Origin of the sequence: Streptomyces sp. HUAS TT7 (assembly GCF_051550175.1) — a bacterium.
In the GTDB taxonomy this organism is placed as follows: domain Bacteria; phylum Actinomycetota; class Actinomycetes; order Streptomycetales; family Streptomycetaceae; genus Streptomyces.
Genome location: NZ_CP196175.1, coordinates 8,026,696 through 8,048,138, shown reverse-complemented (window position 1 = coordinate 8,048,138; position 21,443 = coordinate 8,026,696). Strand labels below are relative to the sequence as shown.

Genomic DNA, 21,443 nt, shown 5'->3' with positions numbered 1-21,443 from the left:
CCGAACAAGCCCTTATTACGCCCTGTCAAGTCCCGTCAGGAAGAAACATGAACGACATCAGCGAATTCAAGAACATTTCCCCGACCACGCTCGCCGACGTCCTGGGACGCGAGCAGGTCATGGATATCGGCATTCGCCCTTTGTGGTCCCCGATGCCGCGCGTTTCGGGTCCCGCATTCACCGTTCGGTGTCCCCCGGGCGACAACCTCATGCTGCACGCGGCCATCCACCGTGCGGAGCCCGGTTCGGTCGTCGTCGTCGAATCGGGCGACCTGGACCACGCGCTCGCCGGCGGAAACGTGTGCGCCGTCGCCCAACGCCGGGGAATCGCCGCGTTCGTGGCCGACGGTGTCATTCGTGACCTCGCCGAGGTCCGCGAGTTGGGCTTTCCCGTGTTCGCCCGGGGCGTCATTCCCATCCCCGGAACCAAGAAGGCCGTGGCCCCGCTCAACGAGCCGGTGCGCTGCGGCGGCGTGCGGGTGGACGCGGGCGACATCGTGGTGGCCGACGAGGAGGGCATCGTGGTCACTCCCCGCGCCCGCTGGGAGCAGGTGCTCCTGGACGCCCGGCGCAAGTTGGCCAAGGAGGCCGACGAATCCCTCGACATGTGGGAAGCGACGCACCGCGCCCGCATCGACAAGGCCCTGAGCGAGGGCGGCTTCGAGGGCTGAGCAGTCTTCGGCCCACCTCCCCGGCGTCCGGCCCATCTGCCGTCACGGGGCGATGTGCCTGCGTGGCCCGTCCGCGGGGACTACTGACCCGCTCCCCCGCGCGCGGTCCCCACCTCGCGGACGAGTTCGAGGCCGAGCACGCGGTCGAGGTGGGCCATGGTTTCGAACTTGGCTCCCTGCGGCACGTCGTCGGCCGTCGCCAGATCGTGGAGGAGGCGCAGGACGGCCGCGGTGTCGAGCCGATTGTCCAGGGCGGTACGGGCGGTGCTCTTGAGGTCGGCGGGGATCGGCTTCGAGGGCTGCTCGGCCCAGTCCGCCACGGCACGCCGCCAGCGGGCCATGGCGCGGCCGGCCTCGCCGACCTGCTCGGCGGTGACCGAGACCGGCTCCTCGTAGGGGTGGCTGAGCAGCAGCAGCCGTACGGCGAGGAGGTCGAGGCCCTCGAACGGGGGCAGCTGGGCCTCGCCGATCTGCAGGCAGGCGCTGCCCGAGCCTTCGTACGTCCCGGCGGTGAGCTGCACGCCGGGCGGGCCGCCGAGCGCCTCCGCGATCTCCTTCGGGTCGCCCTCGGCGTCGGCGGGCCGGATGCCGGCGGCAGCGGCGGCCGCTTTGTCCTGCGGGCCGGCCCACCCGATGAGCACCGCCCGGCCGCGCATTTCGACGACGCGCGCCAGCACGTCCGCGATCAGCAGCACCCGCAGCCCGGTCCCGGCAGCACCGTCGGCGGGGGCGTGGGCGCAGATGCGCAGCGGGCCCGGTCCGGCGAGTTCTTCGACGATTCGCAGCACGTCGCCGAGCCTAGGGCGTCGGGCCCGGCCTGGACAGCGGTCCACGCCCGAGCGCATGAGGAACGCCGCCTCAGGGTGCCGGAGAACGCGCCGGAGAACACCCGCTCACGCAAGCAGCGGCCTCAGCGCGCCGCCCCGCAGCCGCGTCACGAGCGGGGCCGCGAACCGGCGCGCGGACCAGGTCACCGCGAACGAGACCACCCCTCCGACCACGAACGCGACCAGCACGTCATGCGGATAGTGCGCACCCACGTACACCCGCGAGGCACCCATCAGGAGCGCGGCCACCGAGGCCAGAATCCCGAGGCGCCGGTTGACCAGGAACAGGGCCACCGCCGCGGCCGCGGCCACCGTGGTGTGGTTGCTGGGGAACGCGTAGTCGTCCAGAGGCGGGCACTTCTCGATCAGAAAGTCGTGCGGCAGCGCTCGGCAGGGGCGCGGCTCCGTGAACACCGTCTTGATCGCGGCATTGACCACGTACGCGAGCACCATCGCGAGGGGCGCGGCCAGCGCCGCCGCCATCACCGAGGCGTCCTTGCGCCGGGCGAACCACCAGCCGGCCAGCATGAACACCGCGAACAGGGCGACGCCGTAAGTGGTGAAGGCGGACACCGGCCCGTTCAGCCAGTGCGTGTGCCGGGCGAAGTCGGTGATGTCGCCGTACAGACCGCCGTCGATGGACGCGCCGTCCAGGGCTTGCGGCGTGGGGGTGGAACTGGTCATGGGATGCGGCTCTCCGGTGGTTCGACGGGCGGTGCGCGCCCCGCGGCGAACAGGGCTTGGCGGGGAGCAGAAGTCCTGGCAACTGCCTCGTGAGCGGAAAATGAACGTCTACAAGCTCGTAGACGTAAAAGGATAGAGGTAGGTTGCGTGGCTGTGCCTTCAGCCTCAGCCGAACGTGATGAAGCCGGGCCTCAGGCCCACCACGCCTCGGCGGTCGCCACGCCCATGAAGACCGCGCCGAGCCCGGCCACCACGCTGACCACGACGTTCGCCGCGGCGTAGAACTTCGCCCCGTCCTCGGCGAGCCGCAGCGTCTCGTAGGAGAAGGTCGAGTACGTGGTCAGCGCCCCGCAGAGCCCGGTGCCCACGAACAGCTGCACCTGTGAGGACGCGGCGCCCGCCGTGACCGCACCGGTGAGCACGCCGAGGATCAGACAGCCGACGACGTTGACGGTGAAGGTGCCCCAGGGGAAGACGCTGTCGTGCTTCCTCTGCACGGCCAGGTCGGTGAGGTACCGCAGGGGCGCGCCGATGGCCGCCCCCGCCACCACGAGCAGCCAGTTCACTCGGCGCGCTCCCGTCCGGCGTACCGGATGACCTCGCAGTCGTCGAGCATCACCAGGCCCTCGGCGACCAGCTCGTCGAGCTGTGGCAGGAAGTCCCGTACGCGCTGCTCGTCGTCCACGACGACGATCGCGACGGGCAGGTCCTCGCTCAGCGAGAGCAGCCGCTGGGTGTGGATGAGCGAGGAGGCGCCGAAGCCCTCGATGCCCCGGAACACGCTCGCACCGGCGAGGCCGGCCGCATGCGCCCGGTGGACGATCTCGGCGTACACGGGCTTGTGGTGCCACAGGTCGCTCTCGCCGATGAAGATCGTGAGGCGCAGGGCCCGTCCGGTCGGTCTCGTCATCGATGCCTCCGCACCAGTGCGCGACGGGTCAGCCACACCGCGCTCCATACCGCCGCGAGCGCCACGAGCAGCGTCAGCGCCAGATAGGCGAGGCCGGTGCGCGGCTGTCCGGCGGTCACGAACTTCTGGATGTCGACGGCGTACGTCGAGAAGGTGGTGAAGCCGCCGAGGATGCCGGTCCCGAAGAACGGGCGGACGAGCCGGTGCGCCGCCCACACATCGGTGATCATCACCATGAACACGCCGATCACAGCACAGCCCACGCCGTTGACCAGGAGCGTCGTCCACGGAAACGAGCCGGGCTCGGTGGTCCAAAGGAGCGAGGCGCCGTAGCGCGCGCAGGCGCCGATCGCTCCGCCGAGTGCCACCACGGCGACGACCGGGCCGAGCCCGCGCGTGACGGCGCGGCGCCGCACGGGCACGGCCTGGCCGACACCGGGACCGGTCGGCTCGGTGGCCGTCCTCGACGGCTGGGCTCCCTTGGACATACCTCTCCTACCTGCGGGACGCCCTTACCCGGGCGCACGCGCTCGCAAGTAGGGACCGTTGGCGGCGCGGATGCCGCGGTTCGGGTACGGCGGGCCCCACCGCCGCGCGGCGAACACAGGGGATCACCGCTTCCCCAAGGCTAGCGCCGGGCCTCACCCGCTCGCCAACCGGCCCCGTACGAGGTTCGCGGTCAAGGGGGCGATGGCAGCGAGCCGAGGCCGGGTGCCGTGTCCGGCCAGACCAGCAGGACCGGGCAGGGCGCGTGGTCCACGACGAACCGGGTGGCCGGGCCGAGGCTGCGCGGGCCGAGGTGTGTGGAGTCGCCGTCGCGCGCGCAGATCAGGAGCTCGGCGCCTTCCGCGGCGCGTACGACCTGCTGTTCGGCGCGGCCGTGCAGGGCGAGGCGGCGGGCCGGGTGGGCCAGGCGCCGTTCGGCCTCGGCGAACAGGTCGTCGGCGGCGGCCCGGGAGAGGTCTTCGAGCCGGGTGCCGGGATCGCGCTCCGGTTGGCCGCGGCCGAGGAGCCCGGCGAACGCGCCGTGCGCGGCCTCGGACACCGCGTCGTCGGTGACGTGCAGGAGTACGAGGTCGGCGTCCCCGGCCCGCTCGCGTGCGGCGTCCACGCAGGCCGGCCAGGTGCCCTCGGTGATCCAGATGATGACGCTCATGGAATGCGGTCAGCCTCCGATCGTGTGCAGCGCCGCCCACAGCGCGGCGGTCGACGCGACCAGTGTGGCGGGAACGGTGAGCAGCCCGAGGCGGGTGAAGTGGCCGAGGGCGGGCGCGTCGTCGTGTTCGTGCAGGATGCGCCGCCACAGCAGGGTGGCGAGCGACCCGACGTAGGTGAGGTTGGGGCCGAGGTTGACGCCGATGAGGACGGCAAGGACCGGGCCGGGCCCGCCGGCCGCGGCCACCGGGAGCAGGGCGAGCACGGCGGGCAGGTTGTTGATGAGGTTGGAGAGCACCGCGGCGACGGCGACGACCGCGAGCAGGGCGGGCAGCGAGTCGCCGTCGGGCAGCAGGTGGCCGATGGCGGAGCCGAGTCCGTTGTCGACGACGGCCTTGACGACGATGCCGAGGCCGAGCACGAACAGGCAGAACGGGATGCCCGCAGAGCCGACCAGTTTGCGCGGCGTGGTGCGCCGCTGGGACAGGGCGCGGGCGGCGAGGACGAGCGCGCCCGCGAGCGCCGCCCAGGCCGGGCTGAGGCCGGCGAACGAGGTCACGACGAACCCCCCGAGCGTCAGCGCGAGGACCACCAGCGTGAACACGGGCACCTCCGTGCCTCCCGTCGCCCCTGTCCCGCGCGCCGTGGCCGCGAGGTCGGTGCGGAAGAAGGCGCGGAAGACCGCGTACTCGACGGCGACGGCGGCCAGCCAGGGCAGCGCCATCAGCGCCGCGAACCGGGTGAAGGAGAGTCCGCTGGCGGCCAGGGCCAGCAGGTTGGTGAGGTTGGAGACGGGCAGCAGCAGGGAGGCCGAGTTCGCCAGGTGCGCGGTGGCGTACACGTGCGGGCGGGCCCGCACACCGACGCGAGCCGCCGTCGCGAACACCACGGGGGTGAGCAGCACGACGGTCGCGTCCAGGCTGAGCACCGCGGTGATGGCGGCGGCGACGGCGAAGACTCCGCCGAGCAGCCGCTGGGGACTGGCCCCGCACACGCGGGCGACGGCGTCTCCTGCGGCTGTGAACAGGCCCTCGTCGTCGCAGAGTTGAGCCAGTACGAGGACGGCTGCGAGGAAGCCGACCACCGGGAGCAGGTCACGGGTCTGCTGCCATGCCTCGGTCGGCGAGACCGCGCCGAGCGCGACCACGAGTCCGGCCGCGGGGAGCGCCGCCACCGCTTCCGGCCAGTTGCGGGGGCGTACGACGGCGAAGGCGAGCACGCCGAGCAGGAGGACGGCCGAGACGGTCTCGGCGGTGACGGTACTCAGGGTCGGCCTCCGGGCTGCGGGCGATCACGGCCGCGGGCCACGTGCCACACCACCGCGGGTGACCCTGTGTGCTGATCACCACTCCGCATTCTCCGGCAGGGGCGGCAGGCCTGCGCCGCGGGGCCATCCGCATCAGGGAGCGAGCGGTGCCGCCTGCGGGGCAGTCACCGGTTCGTCCGGCATCCGCGCCGGGAAGCGCGAGGACCGCAGGCAGCACCAGGCCGCCGGCGTCCCGGCCAGCGCGGTGCCCGCCGCCGCGAACGTCCACACTCCCCTGACGTTGGCGAGACCGAAGCCCAGCGCACCCATCACGTACAGGCCGACGCCGCTCGCGAGCGAGTTGAACAGGCCGCCCGCGGACAGCATGGTGGCCCGGCCCCGCGCGGGCACCCGTTCGTTGAGGGCGGCTTTGAGGCCGGGCATGCAGAGCCCGCCCGCCATCACGAAGCCGATGTAGAGGGGGATGCCGAGCAGGCCCGAGCCGGTGACGGCCGCGCCCGCCAGGAACACTCCGGCCGCCACCGCGCTCATCAGCACGATCCGCCAGCGCAGTTCGGGGCGGCCGCGCACGGTGCGTGCGACGACTTCGAGCACCGGGATCTGCAGCAGCTCGCCCGCGCAGCGGGCGGCGGCCATCACGACCAGCGAGCCGCCGGTGAGCGCGTCGAAGTGGACGGTCCACTGCACGCCCGGCAGGGCCCGGAAGAGATACAGCGCGGCGATGCCGAGCAGCAGTCCGGTGAGCAGCCGGTCGGTGCCAAGAGCCCGGCCGCAGCCGCGCAGCGCTTCGAGGGAGGCGGCGGCCGGCTCGCGGCGGACCGAGCCCTTGGGGGCTTGTGTGGGCGTCGGTGCGGGGTCCTTGAGCAGGGTCATGGTGAAGACGGCGCCCGTCAAACAGGCGGCACCGGCGAGGAGTTGGGGCACGGAGAGGCCGAGGAACTGGCCGGCGACGGCACCTGCCACCGTGCCGGTGACGATGCCGGTGTTCTCCGCCATGCGGCCGCGCGCGAACAGCGCGTCGAGGTTCGCGGCCGGGTCGTCGCGGTGCAGCTTGTCCACGGCCCAGGCATCCAGGCTGCCGGACGCGAATGGCGCGCCCACCGCGGCGAGCAGGGTTCCGGCGATGGCCACGCCCGGGCTCGCCGAGAAGAACAGCATCGAGTAGCCGACCGCCCGGATGACGAAGCCGAGCAGCAGCGAGGCACGGCGGCCGACCGCGTCGGCGAACACCCCGGTGGGCACTTCGAGCAGCGCTTCGAGCAGCCATACGGTGCCGATGAGGGAGACGATGGTGGTGCTGGTCAGGCCGCGTTCGGTGAGCAGCAGCACCGAGGTGACCGTCAGACACATGTCGCCGAAGAAGTCGAGGCCGCTCAGCAGGAGGTAGCGCCGGACCGTCGCGCGGCGTACCGCGTCCGATGGCGCGGGGGCATCCTTCACTTGTCACCTTTTCCGGTGCGCAGGGCCGGCACGACGCCCATGTCGTACCGGTACGGGCGGCCCGCCTCCTCGAAGGCTGTACGGATCCGGTCGCGCAGCGGGGCCGGGATCCCTTCGGGGTAGCGGCGGGAGAAGGCCGACTCGTGCTGGAACACCAGGAAGAGGCCTTTCGCACCGAAGGAGTACCGGGTGTGTGCCGCCGCGAAGCACTCGCCGAAGGCCACGGTGAACAGCCGCTCGCCGTCGAAGGGGAACCACCAGGCGGGGTCTTCGAGATCGGCCATGCGGACCCGACAGGGCGGGTCGGACCGCTCGGCCAGCCAGCTCAGCGCGGTCAGGGAGGACTCCCGAAGGAGCGTGACGTCCGCTCCGAGGCGGCCGGGCAGTTCGAGGACGAATCCGTCGGCGTCGTCCTCGGCCACCTCGCGCAGCGCCCCGCGCAGCAGCGGCAGCGCCCGTTCGAGGTGGCCGCCGAGGGACAGCCCCTCGTCCGCGGGGTCGGAGTACACCCAGTGCGTGACGCGGGCGAACGGGCAGTGCGTCTGGTCGATGACGGGCTGGAACGCCGTCCAGGGTGATCTTCCGCTCACCGCTCCCCCGCTTCCCGGGCCGCCGCCCACTGCGCGGTGACGTCCGCCCGCAGCCGATGCCAGCTCTCCGGCCGCTCCCACCAGCGGGCCCCGTGCGCCGCCTGAAGGACGTCGACCGTGGCGTCCGCACGGGTGTGACCCTGCGCGACCGTACGCCAGTAGTCGGCGCGCCGCACCTCTTCGCGCAGATGCTCGGGATCGATCAACTCCCCAGTGATTTCCTTGAGTTCACCTCCAGGCACTCAGGCCGGATCCCCACGCAGTGCAGGACGAGGGCCGCGAAGGCGCGGGTGTAGTGGTCCTCGTAGCGGCAGTGCTCGCCGACCTGCCGGGCGCACTCGGGTTCCAGGCCGAGCGCGGTCATCCAGTCGTCGCAGCGGCTCAGCCGCTCGACGACCATGGCTACCCATTCCACAACGGTGTCCGGCGCCTGCCACCGTGCGGCGAGCGGCAGGTCCGGCGGGCGCCAGGCGAGTTCCATCACGTGCCCGAGCTCGTGGTGGACGTACTGGGCGCACAGGGCGACCGGCCGGGTGGGCAGGGCGACCGCCGTCCAGTCGGGGATGCGGACCGGCAGTGTGGCCGACGGCTGGTCGCCGGTCCACACTGTCCGAGGGATCGACGCCTTTGGCCAGCCGCTTGAGCACGTCGGGCGACGCGCTCTCGATGCCCAGCTCGACGAATCGGAGCCCGCATTCCTTGAGATCGGGAATGAAGTCCTGGTGTTTGATCAGCTGGTTGACCCGGGTGCCGAAGCTGAACGTGATCCGGGGATCGTAGGCGTGCAGCGCCTGGACGATCTGAAGGGCCCGTTTGGGGTAGACATAGAAATTCGCGTCGCTGAAGTAGACGTGCTGGTAGCCGAGGCCGTCGGATGTCCTGAAGTGATCCAGTTCGGCGACGACGAACTCGCCCGAACGCATCCGGTATTTGCGTCCGATGGTGAGCACGCCGCAGAAGGAGCAGTTGTAGGGGCAGCTCCGGCTGGAGTTGACCGCGAGGGCCGGGATGACCATTCCACGGTTCGAGTCGAAGTATGTCAGCGGCGGGCAGCCGGAGTCGGAGACAAAGGGGAAATCGGAGAAGGGAAGGGAATCCAGATCATCGAGGAACGGCGAATCGATGTTGACCCTGATCTCGCCCGAAGGATGGCTCGGCCGATTCTGCGGCTTCGTCCGGTCCGGCCGCGTCGGCCGGGGAGGAGACCGCCGCGCAGGAACGCGCGTTCTGGGAGGCCCGTCGGCAGTCGGCCGAGCTCGACGACGACGAGGCCGGCCGTCGTGAGCGCCGCGAACTGGGCAGGCAGGCGCGCCGCATGCACCTTCAGGTCCGCGTGCAGCGCTACCGGCGCGGCGTCGGCAGCAGCCCGGTGCCCCGCGATCTGAGCCTTCCGCCGCTGCCGGGCCGCGATCCCTACGACGACGACAGCGGCCGGGACGGCTGACAGCGCGTCCCGGCCCGGGGGCCTTTCGAACAACGCGGCCCCCATGAGCGCCAAGAAGCACACCGGGCGCCCGTTTCACTACCAGCGCGCGGTCGTGAGCCCGGCGGCAGCCCCCGCGCGACACGAGCGCGGGGGCGGGATGTGCCTCGCGCGACACGAGCGCGCAGGCGGGATGTGCAGATCAGCAGCGCCCCGCTCCGCCCTTCGTGCCCGCCGAGGCCACCCGGGGCCCGGAGTCCGCAGTGAGCGTCTTGGGCACCGGCAGCAACTGGCCCGTCTCCGCGCGCAGTGCGGCCGCGTTGCGCGCGGAGACCCGGCCGAGGGGGGCGGGGGTGAGGACGGACTGGCTCTGGACGTACGCGACGAAGCTCTCGAAGTCGCGGGTGTGGCGCACCGGTGAGGTGTGGTCGAGCAGCGCCGGGTAGTCGTCCGCGCCGATCAGCGTGTACGCCGTCGTGGCGAGCCGGTAGGTGGCGTGCAGATCGAGCGGAGTGCCGTCGATGAGGACATCGGCCGGGGCGACGCGGTTGCCCGCCGATCCGGCGGCGTCGAACGTGTACCGCACGTTGTGCGACACGGCGAAGGGCGCGTACGTGAGGACGGCCCCCTTCGTCTTCCACTGCTGTTCCAGCGTGTCGTGGATGACCTGACCGGTGACGGTGGCCGTCAGGATGGGGTTGCCGTAGCCCACCGCGTTGAACGCCTTGCGATAGGAGACCGCCCCCTGAGTGGTCGCGTCGAGGGTGAGGTCGGTGTTGATGACGCTCGGCCCCGAACGCGGGGCCAGCGCGATCAGGGCCAGGTCGGCGGGGGCATTGGGGTAGATGTTGCCCGTGTCGAAGGGGTCCAGGCTCTGCGCCCCGGCCCACAGCGCCCAGTCGGCCGCGAGGTTGCCCATCGTGCTCTCGCCCAGGCTGTTCAGGGTGCGCGTGAACGTGGCCGTCTGGCGGCCCACCCGGGTGGCACCCCGATTGTCGGCGTAGCCGGTCCAGTAGTCGGCGGTTTCCTTGAGGTCCTGATTGGGCGTCACATCGTGGGTGTTGGGATGGTTGGTCGAGGTCGTCAGCTCCCGTACGACCTTGCCCGTCACCGGGTCGAGGCGCAGGTTGATCTCGTTGATGAGCTGCGCGTGGCAGCCCGCCTCGACGAACGGACGCGGCCGGCCGGAGGGGTCGGGCACCATCATGTTGAACGCGCAGTGCCAGTGCCCGGTGACAATGGCGTCGATGTCGGGCGACGCGGCGAGCGCGAGATCGTAGGCGGGCCCCGTGGGCTGGCTCCCGCTGTTGAAATCGCTTCCGGCCACCGCCCCGTCGTGCATGCTGAGCACAATCGCGTTGACGCCCTGCGCTTTGAGCAGCGCCGCGTAGCGGTTCGCGGTCTTCAACTCGTCCAGCATGCGCAGAGCCGTCTGGAATCCCGTGGACGAGGTTTCGGTTCCGGTGACCGTGAGGTGAATGAATCCGATCGGAAGGCGCCGCCCGCCGTGGCCCTGCACCCACTCCACATTCACCGGGGGAAGAACGGTCCTTCCCGAATTCCCCCACAGCATGTTGGCGCAGTAGTAACGGAACTTCGCACCGCGAAAGGTCCGCCCGGTGGAGTCGGGGAAACTGTTCGTCCAGCCCGCGCCCGCGTACGGTCTGCCGTGCTCCATGTGGTCGATCATGAATCCCGGGGTGCGGTCGAACTCGTGGTTTCCGGCGGTCGCGAAGTCGAGCCCCATCCGGTTGAGCGCCTCGATGGTCGGCTCGTCGGCCAGCGACTCGGCCGGGAACTCCCAGCCCGAGAACAGGTCGCCCGGCGCGAAGAAAATCGAGTTGGTGCGTCCGGCCCGCAGGTTTGCCAGGTGCGTGGCCAGGTAGGCGACTCCGCCCACGGTGAACTGCTCGCCGCCCGCGCCGGTGATGACCGCGTCACCCGGCGGCGGGGCCTGCAGATAGCCGTGCAGGTCGGTGATGTTGAGCAGTTGTACGTCCACGTACTCGGCCGCGCTCGCGGCGTCGCGGGCGTGGCCACTGGCCAGGGCCGGCGTGCCCGTCGCCGCCATCGTCACGAGTGATCCCGCCACAGTCATGAAGCTGCGTCGACCCACGCCCCACATATCGACTCCCTCATTCGAAAGCTACGCAGCCACGCCGGGAACGATGTTCCGGCTCCCCACCTGGCGGCCCGAAGAACTACGCGACACGAATCCATTGATTGCGGGCACAAGAAATACAACACAACAGGATGGCCGAACCCATGACACGCCGCCGGAGAACGAGCGTCGAATCCGGGCGTCCAACAGGCACCACTCAAGCGCACGAACCACAAGGACAGAAAAAGACGCGCGGAACGCGGAGGATGCGTCACATGACCGGTAGCTGAACGGAAACGGGCATGCGGCAACCCTGCTTGTGCGCAAGCGTCATGAATACGCGTCAGCGATCCGGGGAATGTGGCGCGGGCGCGAAGTCCCCTCGTCGGACGGGTCTCGGGGGCGCCCAGGGCTAACCGGCTTTTACCTCTCCTCATGGCAGGCCGCCCCTTCCCCGTTCCTCGCCGCACGCCCCGCGCGGGGGCGGTGTGGGGGATGCACCCGGTGTAATTGTCCCCCGCGGCCACGCCTCCAAATCAGGCTCGACACAAGGTAGTTGGCGGGCCCGGGAAAGACCTCGCGGGGGTCAGCGCTGTGCGGTCAGGGCGTACAGGAGCGGGATGCGTGGCGCGGTGTCGGGCAGCCGCCACCAGCCCTGCGGGGTCGGCACCATCTGAGGCCATCGGGGCCAGGGCAGTTCGTCGCTCTCACGCAGACCGGTGATCCCGAGGCCCGCGCCGAGGAGGGCATTGATCACCTCGTCGAGCCCGTGCATCCACTCGAAGCACTCGGTGGCACCCTGCACGGCCGGACCGTCGGTATAGGTGTACGTGGCGTCACGGCGCACCGGACCCCGGCCGCTCAAGTAGTCGTGCCGCAGCAGCAGTTCGCTCCCTTCGCCCGGGCCGGGCGAAGGGCCGAGGGAGTTGAACAGCGGGTGGAACTCGGCGAGGTAGAGCCGTCCGCCGGGGCGCAGCAGCGCGGCGATCGTCTCGGCCCAGCGGGGCAGGTCCGGGAGGTAGCACAGGGCGCCCTTGCCGGTGTAGACGACGTCGAATCGGCGCCCGTCCAGTTCCCGGACCGCGTCATAGACGTTGGCCCGGACGTATTCGACATCCAGGCCCGCCTCGGCGGCCACCGTCCGTGCCGCCGACACCGACGCGCCGGAGAGGTCGAGCCCGACGGTGCGGGCTCCGCGCGCGGCGAACGCCACCGTCTCGGTACCCAGATGGCATTGGAGGTGCAGGACGTCCCGGCCCTCCAGCTCGCCGAGGTCCTCCCATTCGTACGCCCCGAACCACCGCTCGGGGTCGGCCGTCTTGTCGGCCAGGCCGTAGAAACGGCTGGCGAGATGGACCGGGGTGCGGGCATCCCAGTTCGCTTCGTTGGACGACATCATCCGCCGTACTGCCGGGTCGAAGCCGTCGGTCGTGTCGGTCAACAGGTCTCCCCTCACGGACACCATTGCGCCACGACCCTACCCAGTACGCCGGAAAGGTAAATGCCTGACAGTGTGTCAGGTCGATGCCTCCGGCACCTCGCGCACGACCCCGGCGACGACCGTGGTCACAGTCCTGCGGACGTCCTCGGCCTTGGGCGGGGCACCCTCCCGCCCGGCGAACAGCAGGTGTCCGGCGCCGATCAGCGTGGGGGCGAGGGCGTCGATGTCGGCGTCCGCCGCGATGCGGCCCAGGTCGCGCTCCGCGCCGAGGTACGAGGCGATCATGGCTGTGCCCTCCGTCAGGAGGGGGATCCCGCGCGGCGTGGTCCGGCGCAGCCGGGTGCGCAGGGCGTCCCGGGAGATGACGAGGCCGATGACCGCCGTCGCGACCGGCCCGAACAGCTCCGTCAGCGCGTCGGTGAGGCGGTCCGCGACGGTGCCGCTTCCGGCCGCGTCGCACAGGGCGGCACCCTGAGCGTCGAGGCGGCCTATGCGGTCGAGGACGAGCCCGGCGAGGAAGTCGTCGAAGTCGGCGAAGTGCCGGTGCAGGACGCCCTTGGCGCAGCCCGCCTCCGTGGTGACGGCCCGGCTGGTCAGTGCGCCGGCTCCGTCCCGGAGCAGGATCCGCTCGGCGGCGTTGAACAACTGCTCGCGTGGGTCCTGCAGGGCCACACCTGTCGGCATCGCGGATCCTCTCCCGGTCGCCACCCTTGACGAGTGGGCACGTGCCCACAATAGTGGGCGCATGCCCACTCTGCCGCCCGAGCAGCAGCCTCCCGCCGGAAGCGAGCCCCACAGGGACCGCCACATGGCCGAGTCGTTCGGCTCGGACGCCGAACGTTACGACCGGGCCCGCCCCCGCTACCCCGACGCCCTGGTGCACCGGATCGTCGCCGCCTCCCCTGGCCCGGACGTCCTCGACGTCGGCTGCGGCACCGGCATCGCCGCCCGGCAGTTGCAGGCGGTGGGGTGCCACGTGCTCGGGGTCGAGCCCGACGCGCGGATGGCCGACGTGGCCCGGCGGTTCGGGGTCGAGGTCGAGGTGGCGACCGTCGAGGACTGGGAGTCGGCGGGGCGGACGTTCGACGCGGTCACCGCCGGGCAGGCCTGGCACTGGATCGACCCGGTCGCGGGAGCGGCCAAGGCCGCGCAGACACTGCGGCCCGGCGGCCTGCTCACCGCGTTCTGGAACGCCTTCCAGCTTCCGCCCGAGGTGGCGGACGCCTTCGGCACCGCCTACCGGCGAGTGGTGCCCGACTCCCCGTTCGATCCCCGGGCGATGGCGAAGAGCACCCTCGACGCGTACGCGGCGATGCTCACCAAGTCTGCCGACGGGATCCGCGAGGCGGGCGGATTCGGCGAGCCGGAGCAGTGGCGCTTCGACTGGGAGCGGTCCTACACCCGCGACGCATGGCTGGACCAGCTGCCCACCTACGGCATCCTCACCGGCCTCGCACCGGACAAGCTGGCCGAGGTGGTGCGGGCGGCGGGGGCCGCCGTCGACACGCTGGGCGGCAGCTTCACGATGCGCTACGCGACGGTGGCGGTCTCAGCGACCCGAACCACCACCGCCTGACCGGCAGTTGGGGCAACGACTTCACGTTCGCGGGACCGACCGTGCGACGCGGAACCCCACGTCGTCGATCCGGAAGGTCGGGTGGCTGCGGCGCCGCACGGAAGCCCGGCAGCTCCAGGGCTCGTCGAACCATCCGCCGCCGCGCAGCACCCGGTAGCTCTTGTAGACCTCGGCGTCGTAGACGTCCCAGCACCACTCCCACACATTGCCCAGCATGTCGTGGAGGCCCCATGCGTTGGGCCGCTTGCCGCCCACCTCGTGGATCCGCTCCTCCGAGTTGGCCCGGTGCCAGGCGATGTCGTCCAGCGGGCCGTACCGCGCTTCGGTCGTGCCGGCCCGGCACGCGTGCTCCCACTCGGCCTCGGTCGGGAGCCGGTAGCCGTCGGCGGACGCGTCCCATTCGACGCTCTCGCTTTCGACGTGGCGATACGAAGGCGTCAGCCCCTCTTTCAGGGAACGGGAGTTGCAGTAGAGGACCGCGTCCAGCCAGGAGACACCCTCGACGGGCCGTCGCTCACCTTGCGCGGTGCTGGGCCACTCTCCGACGACCTGCGCGTACGCCGCCTGGGTCACCGGGTGCACGCCGAGGCGGAACTCCGCGACGTCGGCCTGCCAACTGCGCTGCGTCCGCCGGTCCGACAGCGTCACCCGCCCCGGCGGAACGGCGATCATTTCTTCCCTGGCCATCGCATTCGCGTCCATGATCAAGTGATCCTAGCCAGGGCTCGGCCCGCCCCTACTCTTCGGTCAGCGGGTTCTCGCATGCGCGGTGGGCCGGCGGGGGCAGGGCACGGGTGTAGGGGTGCGGGGGAAGGGTGCCGAGACACGCGCCGGGCGCCGACTCGTTGACCGCCCTCACCCGCCCCAACGGAGCGGGTACGAGGCGGGACTTGGCGCGCACGAAGGCGTTGAAGCTCTCGAAGTCGCGTGTGTGCCGGACCGCCCCGGTGTGCTTCAGGAGAGCTGGATAGCCGTCGGCGCCGATGAAGGTGTACGACGTCGAGGCGAGCCGGTACGACGCGCGGAGGTCGAGCGGGATGCCGTCGATGAGGACGTCGGCGGGTCTGACGCGCGCGCCGGGCGGCGCGGCGGCGTCGAAGGTGTAGCGGACGTTGGAGGAGACGGCGAGGGGCGCGTAGGTGAGGTCCCGGTCGTCCTCGGCCCACTGCTGTTCCAGTGCGTCGTGGATGGTCTGTCCCGTGACGGTGGCGGTGATGACGGGACAGCCGTAGCCGACGGCCTTCCAGGCCCGGTCGAAGGTGATCACCCCACCCGAGGACGGGATGTGCGGCAGCCCGTTGCCGATGACGGTGCGGCCGATGCGGGGGGCCACGGCGATCAGAGCGAGGTCGGCGGGGTCGTTCGGGTTGATGTTGGAGTTGTCGAAGGTGTCCGGTTTCTGGCGGCCGGCCCACAGCGCCCAGTCGGCCACGAGGTTTCCCATCGTGCTCTCGCCCGTGGGGCTGAGGTGCATGGTGAAGGAGGCGGTCACCCGGCCGACGGGGGTGGCGCTGCGCCGCCTCGCATAGCCGGTCCAGTAGTCGGCGATCTCCTTGAGGGCCGGATCGGGCGCCACGTCACGGGTGTTGGGGTGGTTGGTGGATGTGGTCAGGGCGCGGACGACGGCGCCGGTGTCCGGGTCGAGCCGCAGGTTGATCTCGTTGATCAGCTGGCCGTGGCAGCCCGCCTCCACGAACGGGCGGGGATTGCCCCGGGGGTCGGGCAGCATCATGTTGAACGCGCAGTGCCAGTGGCCCGTGACGATCACGTCGACGTCGGCCGACACCGCCAGCGCCAGGTCGTAGGCGGGCCCGGACGGGATCGTCGCGCTGTTGAAGTCGTTCCCGGCCACGGCCCCGTCGTGCATGCTCAGGACGATGGCGTTGATGCCGCGTTCCTTCAGCTCAGCGGCGTACCGGTTTACGGTGGCGACCTCGGCCAGCGTCGAGAGTGCGGGCTGGTAGGAGGTGGAGAAGCGTTCCATGCCGACCGTCGTCAGGTGGATGAACCCGATCGGCAGTCGGCGCCCGCCCGGCGCGGTCACCCATTCGATGTTGTACGGGGGGAGCACCGTCCGGCCGCTGTGCCGCCAGACGGCGTTGGCGCTGTAGTAGCGGAACGTCGCCCCGAGGAACGGCTCGCCCTGGGAGTCGTAGAACGTGTTGGTGTGCCCCATCCCCGGATACGGGATGCCGTGTTGCATGTGGCCGGTCAGAAAGCCGGGTGTGCGGTCGAACTCGTGGTTGCCGGCCGTCGCGAAGTCGAGGCCGAGGCGGTTGAGCGCCTCGATGGTGGGCTCGTCGGCCAGGGACTCCGCGGCCAGCGTCCATCCCGAGAACAGATCACCCGGCGCGAAGAAGATCGAGTTCGCCCGGCCGGCCCGCAGCCGTTCCAGGTGGGTGGCCATATAGGCGACCCCGCCCACCTCGAACCGCCGGCCGCCGGCACCGGTGATCACGGTATCCGCCCCGGGCGCGCCCTGCAGGTAGCCGTGGAGGTCGGTGATGCTGAGCAGCTGGACGTCGACGTACTCGTGCGCACTCGCCGCGTCCCGCGCGTGCGGGGTGGCGAAGGCGGGGGTCCCGGTGGCGAGGAGAGCCCCCAGCGAACCTGCCGCGGTCATGAAACTGCGCCGGCCGAGCTCGCGCACGTGGCTCCCCTGTCTCGGGTCGAGGCTTCCCCGCGTCCGCGGACATGCGCCGGACACGCGTCGCACCGGGCGCATTCCCTCGCCCCCGTGGCGAAGGGATCGGGCGCGCCCAACCTAAGTCGTCGGCTCGCGGCAGACACGCTTGCACGGCAAAAGGGGCGCTCGTGTCGCGGAATCCCAGCAGGTGCGGGGCGGGCAAACGGCCGAATCCCGCTCAACCGCACCAAGCCCGCTCAACTCGCTCCCCCGCCCCCGGGTCCTACGGGCCGACCGGCGCACCACGCGAGCACTCATGGGAAGAGGCCCTCATGGCAGTACGTACGGTACGGAGAGTCAGGACCGCGATCCTCGGGGCGGTCCTCGTCGCCGCGGTGACCGCCACCGCGTTCGTCGCACCCGCTTCGGCACAGCAGGCGCACCCCACCGGACCGGCACACCCCACCGGCCACCGGGCCACTCAGCGGGCCATGGACGCCACGGTCGCGGCGGGCGTGCCCGGGGTGATCGGCGTCGCCGAGGACGGGCGCGGCCGCTGGACCGGTGAGGCAGGCGTCGCCGACACGCGCACCGGCCGCGAGCGCCAGGCACAGGACACCTTCCGGGTCGGCTCGATCACCAAGACGTTCATCTCGACCGTGCTGCTCCAGCTGGAGGCGGAGGGGAGGCTGAGCCTGGACGACTCGGTGGACAAGTGGCTGCCGGGCCTGGTGCGGGGCAACGGGAACGACGGGCGTGCGATCACTCTGCGCCAACTCCTCAACCACACCAGCGGGATCTACAACTACACGGCGGACCCGGACTTCCGGAAGCTGATCTTCGGCCCGGGCTTCTTCCAGCACCGCTACGACACCTGGGCCCCCGAGCGCCTCGTGCGCACGGCCCTGACCCACCGGCCCGACTTCGCGCCCGGCACGAGCTGGAAGTACTCCAACACCAACTACATCCTCGCCGGAATGGTGATCCAGAAGGTCACCGGCCACTCGTACGCGCAGGAGGCCGAGCGGCGCATCCTGCGCCCGCTGAAGCTGCGCTCCACCTCGTTCCCCGGCACCGACGCCCGGATGCCGGAGCCGAGCGGCCGGGCGTACTCGACGCTGGGCGGCACCCCGGACCAGGTGTACGACGTCACCGAGCTCAACCCGTCGGCCGCCGGCTCGGCGGGCGAGGTCGTCTCCAACTCGCCTGACCTGAACCGGTTCTACCGCGCACTGCTCGGCGGGAAGCTGCTGCCGCCGCGCCAGCTGGCGGAGATGACGGCGACCGTCCCGAGCAACGAGATCCCCCACGCCTCTTACGGCCTTGGCCTGATGAAGGTCACGCTGTCCTGCGGCACCGAGGTGTGGGGCCACTCCGGGGGAATCCACGGCTCCAGCTCGGAGGCCGTAGTGACGAAGGACGCCAGGCATTCCCTGGCCTTCAACTTCAACGGGGACTGGACGGGCGACTCGACGAAGGTCACCGAAGCGGAGTTCTGCGGCACCACATGACCTACGGGGGCGGGCAGTTGAAGGCAGGAGCCCTCTCGCTCCGTGCACAAGAGCCATAAGGAATGCTTCTGGCCCCAAGACCTGACATGTCTTGGACTTCCGGCTTCGACCATCGCAGGGTGGAGCCGGGAGAAAGGAAGTCGGTCATGACGGTACTGATAGCGGGGGCGGGGATCGGCGGGCTCACTGCCGCGCTGAGTCTGCATGCGGCGGGCATCGACGCGGTGGTGACGGAGAGCGCGCGGGAGATCCGGCCCCTGGGGGTCGGCATCAACCTGCTGCCGCACGCGGTACGCGAACTGACCGAGCTCGGCCTCGGCGACCCCCTCGCCGAGGCCGGGGTGGCCACGGCCGAGAACGTGTACAGCGACTCCAAGGGCCATCAACTCTTCGCAGAACCAAGGGGGTTGGCGAAGGGCTACCGATGGCCGCAGTACTCGGTCCACCGCGGCGAGATGCAACTCCTGCTCCTCGCGGCGGTCCGCGAACGGCTGGGCACCGATGCGGTACGCACCGGCATGCGGCTGGTGGACTTCGCGCAGGAGAGCGGCACGGTCCGCGTCCGGCTGATGAACCGGGCGAGCGGGGCCGTGGAGGAGATCGGCGCCGAGGCGCTCGTCGGCGCGGACGGGCTGCACTCCGCCGTCCGCGCGCGGCTGCATCCGGACGGCGGGCCGTTGCTGTGGTCGGGCATCCGGATGTGGCGGGGCGTGACGCGGGCCGAGCCGTTCCTCACCGGCCGCTCGATGGTGATCGTCCGGGAGGGGGACGCGGAGCTGGTCGCCTATCCGATCGGGCGCGGCCGGGTCAACTGGGTGGCGCAGGTGCGCGTGTCGGAGCCGGGCCCACTCGCCGAGGGCGTGGACTGGAACAGCGCGGGCCGCCTCGCGGACGTACTGCCGTACTTCGAGGACTGGTCGCTGGGCCGGCTGGACGTGCCGGCTCTGCTGGCGAACAGCCCGGGGATCCTGGAGTACCCGATGGTCGACCGGGAGCCGCTGCCCTCGTGGGGGCTCGGCCGGGTGACCCTGCTCGGCGACGCCGCGCACCCGATGTATCCGGTGGGGGCGAACGGCGCGTCCCAGTCGATCGTCGACGCCCGCGTGCTGGCCCACGAGCTCTCGGCGGCCGGTGACCTGCCATCCGGCCTCGCCCGGTACGAGAACGTGCGCCGGGAGGCGACAGCGGCAGTGGTCCTGGCCAACCGGGAGATGAGCCGGTCGAGCAGCGGTTCCGCGAGCGGCCTCGCCCGGATGACCGACACCTACCGGCACGCCACGGGAAGCGACGTGGACGTCCTCAACTCACGCGCCTCCCTGGCCTCCGGCTGAGTCGATGCCGTCGGGGTCGGCGCGGGAGGCGCGCTTCAGGAGGAGGTCCTTTTCCTGGGCGTTCTGGGTCAGGGAGGCCGCGCGCTCGAACTCCGCCCTCGCTTCGGCCCGCCGGCCCAGGCGCTCCAGGAGATCCCCTCGCACGCTCGGCAGCAAGTGGTAGCCCTTCAGGGCCGGTTCGTCCCGCAGCGCGTCCACCAGTGCCAGGCCTGCCGCCGGGCCCTCGGACATCGCCACGGCCACGGCCCGGTTCAGTTCGATCACGGGGGACGGGGTCAGCGTCATCAGGCGGCCGTAGAGGAGGGCGATCGACGTCCAGTCGGTGTCCTCGTAGCGCAGGGTCTGCGCGTGGCACGCGGCGATCGCCGCCTGGATGGAGTACGGGCCGTCGCCCGCGCGGTGCAGAGCCTCGATGCCCCGGCGGATGAGCAGGCGGTTCCACTTGGCGCGGTTCTGGTCGGCGAGCAGCACCGGCTCGCCGCCGGGTCCGGTGCGGGCCGCGATGCGGGAGGCCTGGAACTCCAACAGCGCGGCCAGCCCGTGCGCTTCGGGCTCCTTGGGCATCAGGGCGCAGAGCACGCGCACCAGGCGCAGCGCGTCCTCGCAGAGCGCGGGGCGCACCAGGTCGTCGCCGGCCGTCGCGGAGTACCCCTCGTTGAAGACGAGGTAGATGACTTCGAGGACCGAGGCGACGCGGGCGTCCCGGTCGGCACCGCAGGGCACCTCGAAAGCGACCCCGGCCTTGGCGAGGGTTCGTTTCGCGCGGACGATGCGCTGGGCGACCGTCGGCTCGGGGGCCAGGAAAGCGCGGGCGATCTCCTGCGTGGTCAGCCCGCCGAGCAGGCGCAGGGTGAGGGCGATCCTGGCTTGCGTCGACAGCACGGGATGGCAGGCGGTGAAGATGAGCCGCAGCAGGTCGTCGTCGATGCGGTCCGGGTCGTCGAAGTCCGCCGGGTCGGGCGGCGGCACGTCTTCGAGGGCCCGCCCGACCTCCGCCAGCTTGCGGGCGTACGTCTCCTTGCGGCGGACCAGGTCGATCGCCCGGTGCTTGGCGGTGGCCATGAGCCAGGCGCCGGGCTTGTCCGGGACGCCCGAACCGGGCCACTGTTCCAGCGCTGCGACCAGGGCGTCCTGCGCGAGTTCCTCCGCGATGCCGACGTCCCGCACGATGCGGGCGACCCCCGCGATGATCCGCGCGGACTCGATCCTGAATACCGCTTCGACCGTCTCGGTCGCACTTGCTGCCGTCACGGCCACCCATCAGAGCAGCCCCGCGCGGACGCGGCAAGCTCGACCCGGCGGGCCGTACGGACGCCCTCGCGCATCCCGGCGCAGGGCTCCTCCCGGCTTGTGTCCGCACCCGGTTGCGTAGCCTTGGCGCATGCACCGGCTCCAGCGTCTCCGCCTCGACCACGCCCCGGCCCTCCTGGAGTTCGAGCGGGAGAACCGGGCGTACTTCGCCGCGTCGATACCCGACCGGGGCGACGACTACTTCGCCCGTTTCGACGCCCTGCACCGCGCACGGCTGGCCGAGCAGGACGCGGGCACGTGCTTCTTCCACCTCGTGGTGGACGACGACGGCTCGATCCTCGGCCGGGTCAACCTGGTTGACGCGGCTGACGGTTCGGCCGAGCTGGGGTACCGGATCGCCGAGCGGGCCGCCGGGCAGGGGCTGGCCACGGCATCCGTCCGCGAGGCCTGCGGGCTGGCCCTCGCGGAGTACGGCCTCACCACGCTGACCGCCGTCACGACCCTGGACAACACCGGCTCCCGGACCGTGCTGGCCCGCACCGGATTCACCTCCACCACGCCGCTCCGGCTGGACGGCCGACCGGGCCTTCGCTTCGTACGGGACCTCTGACTTGGCCGATAGCCGACCACCGCGGAAGC

23 protein-coding genes and 1 pseudogene are annotated in these 21,443 nt (G+C 71.3%); 6 read left to right on the top strand and 18 right to left on the bottom strand.

Annotation, left to right across the window (positions count from 1 at the left end):
* The first annotated feature begins 47 nt into the window (after nt 1-47).
* Nucleotides 48-671 (top strand): RraA family protein, encoded by a 624-nt coding sequence (locus ACSHXC_RS36555; protein WP_438295629.1) that lies wholly within the window; start codon nt 48-50, stop codon nt 669-671.
* Between the two features lie 80 nt (nt 672-751).
* Here the strand turns inward: ACSHXC_RS36555 and ACSHXC_RS36550 are convergent, their stop codons facing one another.
* From ACSHXC_RS36550 to ACSHXC_RS36495, 12 genes and pseudogenes are all read right to left on the bottom strand, one after another.
* Entirely contained in the window at nt 752-1,459 is a 708-nt protein-coding gene (locus tag ACSHXC_RS36550; protein ID WP_438295628.1) for a hypothetical protein, read from the bottom strand.
* Nucleotides 1,460-1,564: 105 nt separating this feature from the next.
* A complete protein-coding gene (locus tag ACSHXC_RS36545; RefSeq protein ID WP_438295627.1) occupies nt 1,565-2,182 on the bottom strand; it encodes a phosphatase PAP2 family protein in 618 nt (205 codons plus the stop codon).
* 191 nt (nt 2,183-2,373) lie between these two features.
* Nucleotides 2,374-2,748 (bottom strand): fluoride efflux transporter CrcB, encoded by a 375-nt coding sequence (gene crcB, locus ACSHXC_RS36540; RefSeq protein WP_438295626.1) that lies wholly within the window; start codon nt 2,746-2,748, stop codon nt 2,374-2,376.
* Nucleotides 2,745-3,092, bottom strand: coding sequence for a DUF190 domain-containing protein (locus ACSHXC_RS36535; protein WP_438295625.1), 348 nt, complete (start codon nt 3,090-3,092; stop codon nt 2,745-2,747). The genes crcB (ACSHXC_RS36540) and ACSHXC_RS36535 overlap by 4 nt, the downstream gene beginning before the upstream one ends.
* Nucleotides 3,089-3,580, bottom strand: coding sequence for a fluoride efflux transporter CrcB (gene crcB, locus ACSHXC_RS36530; protein ID WP_438295624.1), 492 nt, complete (start codon nt 3,578-3,580; stop codon nt 3,089-3,091). The genes ACSHXC_RS36535 and crcB (ACSHXC_RS36530) overlap by 4 nt, the downstream gene beginning before the upstream one ends.
* A 191-nt stretch (nt 3,581-3,771) precedes the next feature.
* Nucleotides 3,772-4,248 (bottom strand): universal stress protein, encoded by a 477-nt coding sequence (locus tag ACSHXC_RS36525; protein WP_438295623.1) that lies wholly within the window; start codon nt 4,246-4,248, stop codon nt 3,772-3,774.
* A gap of 9 nt (nt 4,249-4,257) precedes the next feature.
* On the bottom strand, nt 4,258-5,514 hold the full coding sequence (locus tag ACSHXC_RS36520) for an SLC13 family permease (RefSeq protein ID WP_438297039.1): 1,257 nt from the start codon (nt 5,512-5,514) through the stop codon (nt 4,258-4,260).
* A 132-nt stretch (nt 5,515-5,646) separates the two neighbouring features.
* Nucleotides 5,647-6,954: an MFS transporter gene (locus ACSHXC_RS36515; RefSeq protein WP_438295622.1), complete on the bottom strand. Its 1,308-nt coding sequence runs from the start codon at nt 6,952-6,954 to the stop codon at nt 5,647-5,649.
* Nucleotides 6,951-7,544, bottom strand: a complete 594-nt coding sequence (locus tag ACSHXC_RS36510) for a hypothetical protein (RefSeq protein ID WP_438295621.1) — start codon at nt 7,542-7,544, stop codon at nt 6,951-6,953. The genes ACSHXC_RS36515 and ACSHXC_RS36510 overlap by 4 nt, the downstream gene beginning before the upstream one ends.
* Nucleotides 7,541-7,750 (bottom strand): hypothetical protein, encoded by a 210-nt coding sequence (locus tag ACSHXC_RS36505; RefSeq protein ID WP_438295620.1) that lies wholly within the window; start codon nt 7,748-7,750, stop codon nt 7,541-7,543. The genes ACSHXC_RS36510 and ACSHXC_RS36505 overlap by 4 nt, the downstream gene beginning before the upstream one ends.
* Nucleotides 7,747-8,151, bottom strand: coding sequence for a hypothetical protein (locus ACSHXC_RS36500; RefSeq protein WP_438297117.1), 405 nt, complete (start codon nt 8,149-8,151; stop codon nt 7,747-7,749). Before ACSHXC_RS36500 ends, ACSHXC_RS36505 begins: the two co-directional genes overlap by 4 nt.
* A gap of 55 nt (nt 8,152-8,206) precedes the next feature.
* Nucleotides 8,207-8,560, bottom strand: a pseudogene (locus tag ACSHXC_RS36495) (radical SAM protein); the annotation flags it as partial.
* A 299-nt stretch (nt 8,561-8,859) separates the two neighbouring features.
* Here ACSHXC_RS36495 and ACSHXC_RS36490 point away from each other — a divergent pair.
* Nucleotides 8,860-8,988, top strand: a complete 129-nt coding sequence (locus ACSHXC_RS36490; RefSeq protein WP_438295619.1) for a hypothetical protein — start codon at nt 8,860-8,862, stop codon at nt 8,986-8,988.
* Nucleotides 8,989-9,169: 181 nt separating this feature from the next.
* Here ACSHXC_RS36490 and ACSHXC_RS36485 read toward each other — a convergent pair whose 3' ends face one another.
* The 3 genes from ACSHXC_RS36485 to ACSHXC_RS36475 form a co-directional block, all read right to left on the bottom strand.
* Nucleotides 9,170-11,065: a bifunctional metallophosphatase/5'-nucleotidase gene (locus ACSHXC_RS36485; protein WP_438297037.1), complete on the bottom strand. Its 1,896-nt coding sequence runs from the start codon at nt 11,063-11,065 to the stop codon at nt 9,170-9,172.
* Nucleotides 11,066-11,654: 589 nt separating this feature from the next.
* Complete coding sequence (locus ACSHXC_RS36480; RefSeq protein ID WP_438297035.1) at nt 11,655-12,467, bottom strand: class I SAM-dependent methyltransferase; 813 nt, start codon at nt 12,465-12,467, stop codon at nt 11,655-11,657.
* Nucleotides 12,468-12,584: 117 nt separating this feature from the next.
* On the bottom strand, nt 12,585-13,193 hold the full coding sequence (locus tag ACSHXC_RS36475; RefSeq protein ID WP_438295618.1) for a TetR family transcriptional regulator: 609 nt from the start codon (nt 13,191-13,193) through the stop codon (nt 12,585-12,587).
* A 61-nt stretch (nt 13,194-13,254) separates the two neighbouring features.
* Here ACSHXC_RS36475 and ACSHXC_RS36470 point away from each other — a divergent pair, with 61 nt between their 5' ends.
* Nucleotides 13,255-14,085: a class I SAM-dependent methyltransferase gene (locus ACSHXC_RS36470; RefSeq protein ID WP_438295617.1), complete on the top strand. Its 831-nt coding sequence runs from the start codon at nt 13,255-13,257 to the stop codon at nt 14,083-14,085.
* 21 nt (nt 14,086-14,106) lie between these two features.
* Here the strand turns inward: ACSHXC_RS36470 and ACSHXC_RS36465 are convergent, their stop codons facing one another.
* Nucleotides 14,107-14,787 carry a formylglycine-generating enzyme family protein gene (locus tag ACSHXC_RS36465; protein WP_438295616.1) on the bottom strand — a complete coding sequence of 227 codons (681 nt, stop codon included), beginning with the start codon at nt 14,785-14,787 and terminating at the stop codon, nt 14,107-14,109.
* Between the two features lie 34 nt (nt 14,788-14,821).
* Entirely contained in the window at nt 14,822-16,735 is a 1,914-nt protein-coding gene (locus ACSHXC_RS36460; protein ID WP_438295615.1) for a bifunctional metallophosphatase/5'-nucleotidase, read from the bottom strand.
* Between the two features lie 308 nt (nt 16,736-17,043).
* Here ACSHXC_RS36460 and ACSHXC_RS36455 point away from each other — a divergent pair, with 308 nt between their 5' ends.
* On the top strand, nt 17,044-18,222 hold the full coding sequence (locus tag ACSHXC_RS36455) for a serine hydrolase domain-containing protein (protein ID WP_438295614.1): 1,179 nt from the start codon (nt 17,044-17,046) through the stop codon (nt 18,220-18,222).
* Nucleotides 18,223-18,368: 146 nt separating this feature from the next.
* Nucleotides 18,369-19,553 (top strand): flavin-dependent oxidoreductase, encoded by a 1,185-nt coding sequence (locus tag ACSHXC_RS36450; RefSeq protein ID WP_438295613.1) that lies wholly within the window; start codon nt 18,369-18,371, stop codon nt 19,551-19,553.
* On the opposite strand, the gene ACSHXC_RS36445 is transcribed toward ACSHXC_RS36450, so the two are convergent.
* Entirely contained in the window at nt 19,527-20,804 is a 1,278-nt protein-coding gene (locus ACSHXC_RS36445) for an RNA polymerase sigma factor (protein ID WP_438295612.1), read from the bottom strand. The two genes, ACSHXC_RS36450 and ACSHXC_RS36445, sit on opposite strands and share 27 nt — an antisense overlap.
* Before the next feature lie 130 nt (nt 20,805-20,934).
* Here ACSHXC_RS36445 and ACSHXC_RS36440 point away from each other — a divergent pair, with 130 nt between their 5' ends.
* Nucleotides 20,935-21,414, top strand: coding sequence for a GNAT family N-acetyltransferase (locus ACSHXC_RS36440; RefSeq protein WP_438295611.1), 480 nt, complete (start codon nt 20,935-20,937; stop codon nt 21,412-21,414).
* Nucleotides 21,415-21,443: the final 29 nt, after the last annotated feature.

Coding starts and splice junctions, on each gene's coding strand:
- ACSHXC_RS36555 (WP_438295629.1), top strand. CDS start 48: ATGAACGACATCAGCGAATTCAAGAACATTTCCCCGACCACGCTCGCC.
- ACSHXC_RS36545 (WP_438295627.1), bottom strand. CDS start 2,182: ATGACCAGTTCCACCCCCACGCCGCAAGCCCTGGACGGCGCGTCCATC.
- ACSHXC_RS36535 (WP_438295625.1), bottom strand. CDS start 3,092: ATGACGAGACCGACCGGACGGGCCCTGCGCCTCACGATCTTCATCGGC.
- crcB (WP_438295624.1), bottom strand. CDS start 3,580: ATGTCCAAGGGAGCCCAGCCGTCGAGGACGGCCACCGAGCCGACCGGT.
- ACSHXC_RS36525 (WP_438295623.1), bottom strand. CDS start 4,248: ATGAGCGTCATCATCTGGATCACCGAGGGCACCTGGCCGGCCTGCGTG.
- ACSHXC_RS36490 (WP_438295619.1), top strand. CDS start 8,860: ATGCACCTTCAGGTCCGCGTGCAGCGCTACCGGCGCGGCGTCGGCAGC.
- ACSHXC_RS36485 (WP_438297037.1), bottom strand. CDS start 11,065: ATGACTGTGGCGGGATCACTCGTGACGATGGCGGCGACGGGCACGCCG.
- ACSHXC_RS36480 (WP_438297035.1), bottom strand. CDS start 12,467: ATGATGTCGTCCAACGAAGCGAACTGGGATGCCCGCACCCCGGTCCAT.
- ACSHXC_RS36475 (WP_438295618.1), bottom strand. CDS start 13,193: ATGCCGACAGGTGTGGCCCTGCAGGACCCACGCGAGCAGTTGTTCAAC.
- ACSHXC_RS36470 (WP_438295617.1), top strand. CDS start 13,255: ATGCCCACTCTGCCGCCCGAGCAGCAGCCTCCCGCCGGAAGCGAGCCC.
- ACSHXC_RS36465 (WP_438295616.1), bottom strand. CDS start 14,787: ATGGACGCGAATGCGATGGCCAGGGAAGAAATGATCGCCGTTCCGCCG.
- ACSHXC_RS36455 (WP_438295614.1), top strand. CDS start 17,044: ATGGCAGTACGTACGGTACGGAGAGTCAGGACCGCGATCCTCGGGGCG.
- ACSHXC_RS36450 (WP_438295613.1), top strand. CDS start 18,369: ATGACGGTACTGATAGCGGGGGCGGGGATCGGCGGGCTCACTGCCGCG.
- ACSHXC_RS36440 (WP_438295611.1), top strand. CDS start 20,935: ATGCACCGGCTCCAGCGTCTCCGCCTCGACCACGCCCCGGCCCTCCTG.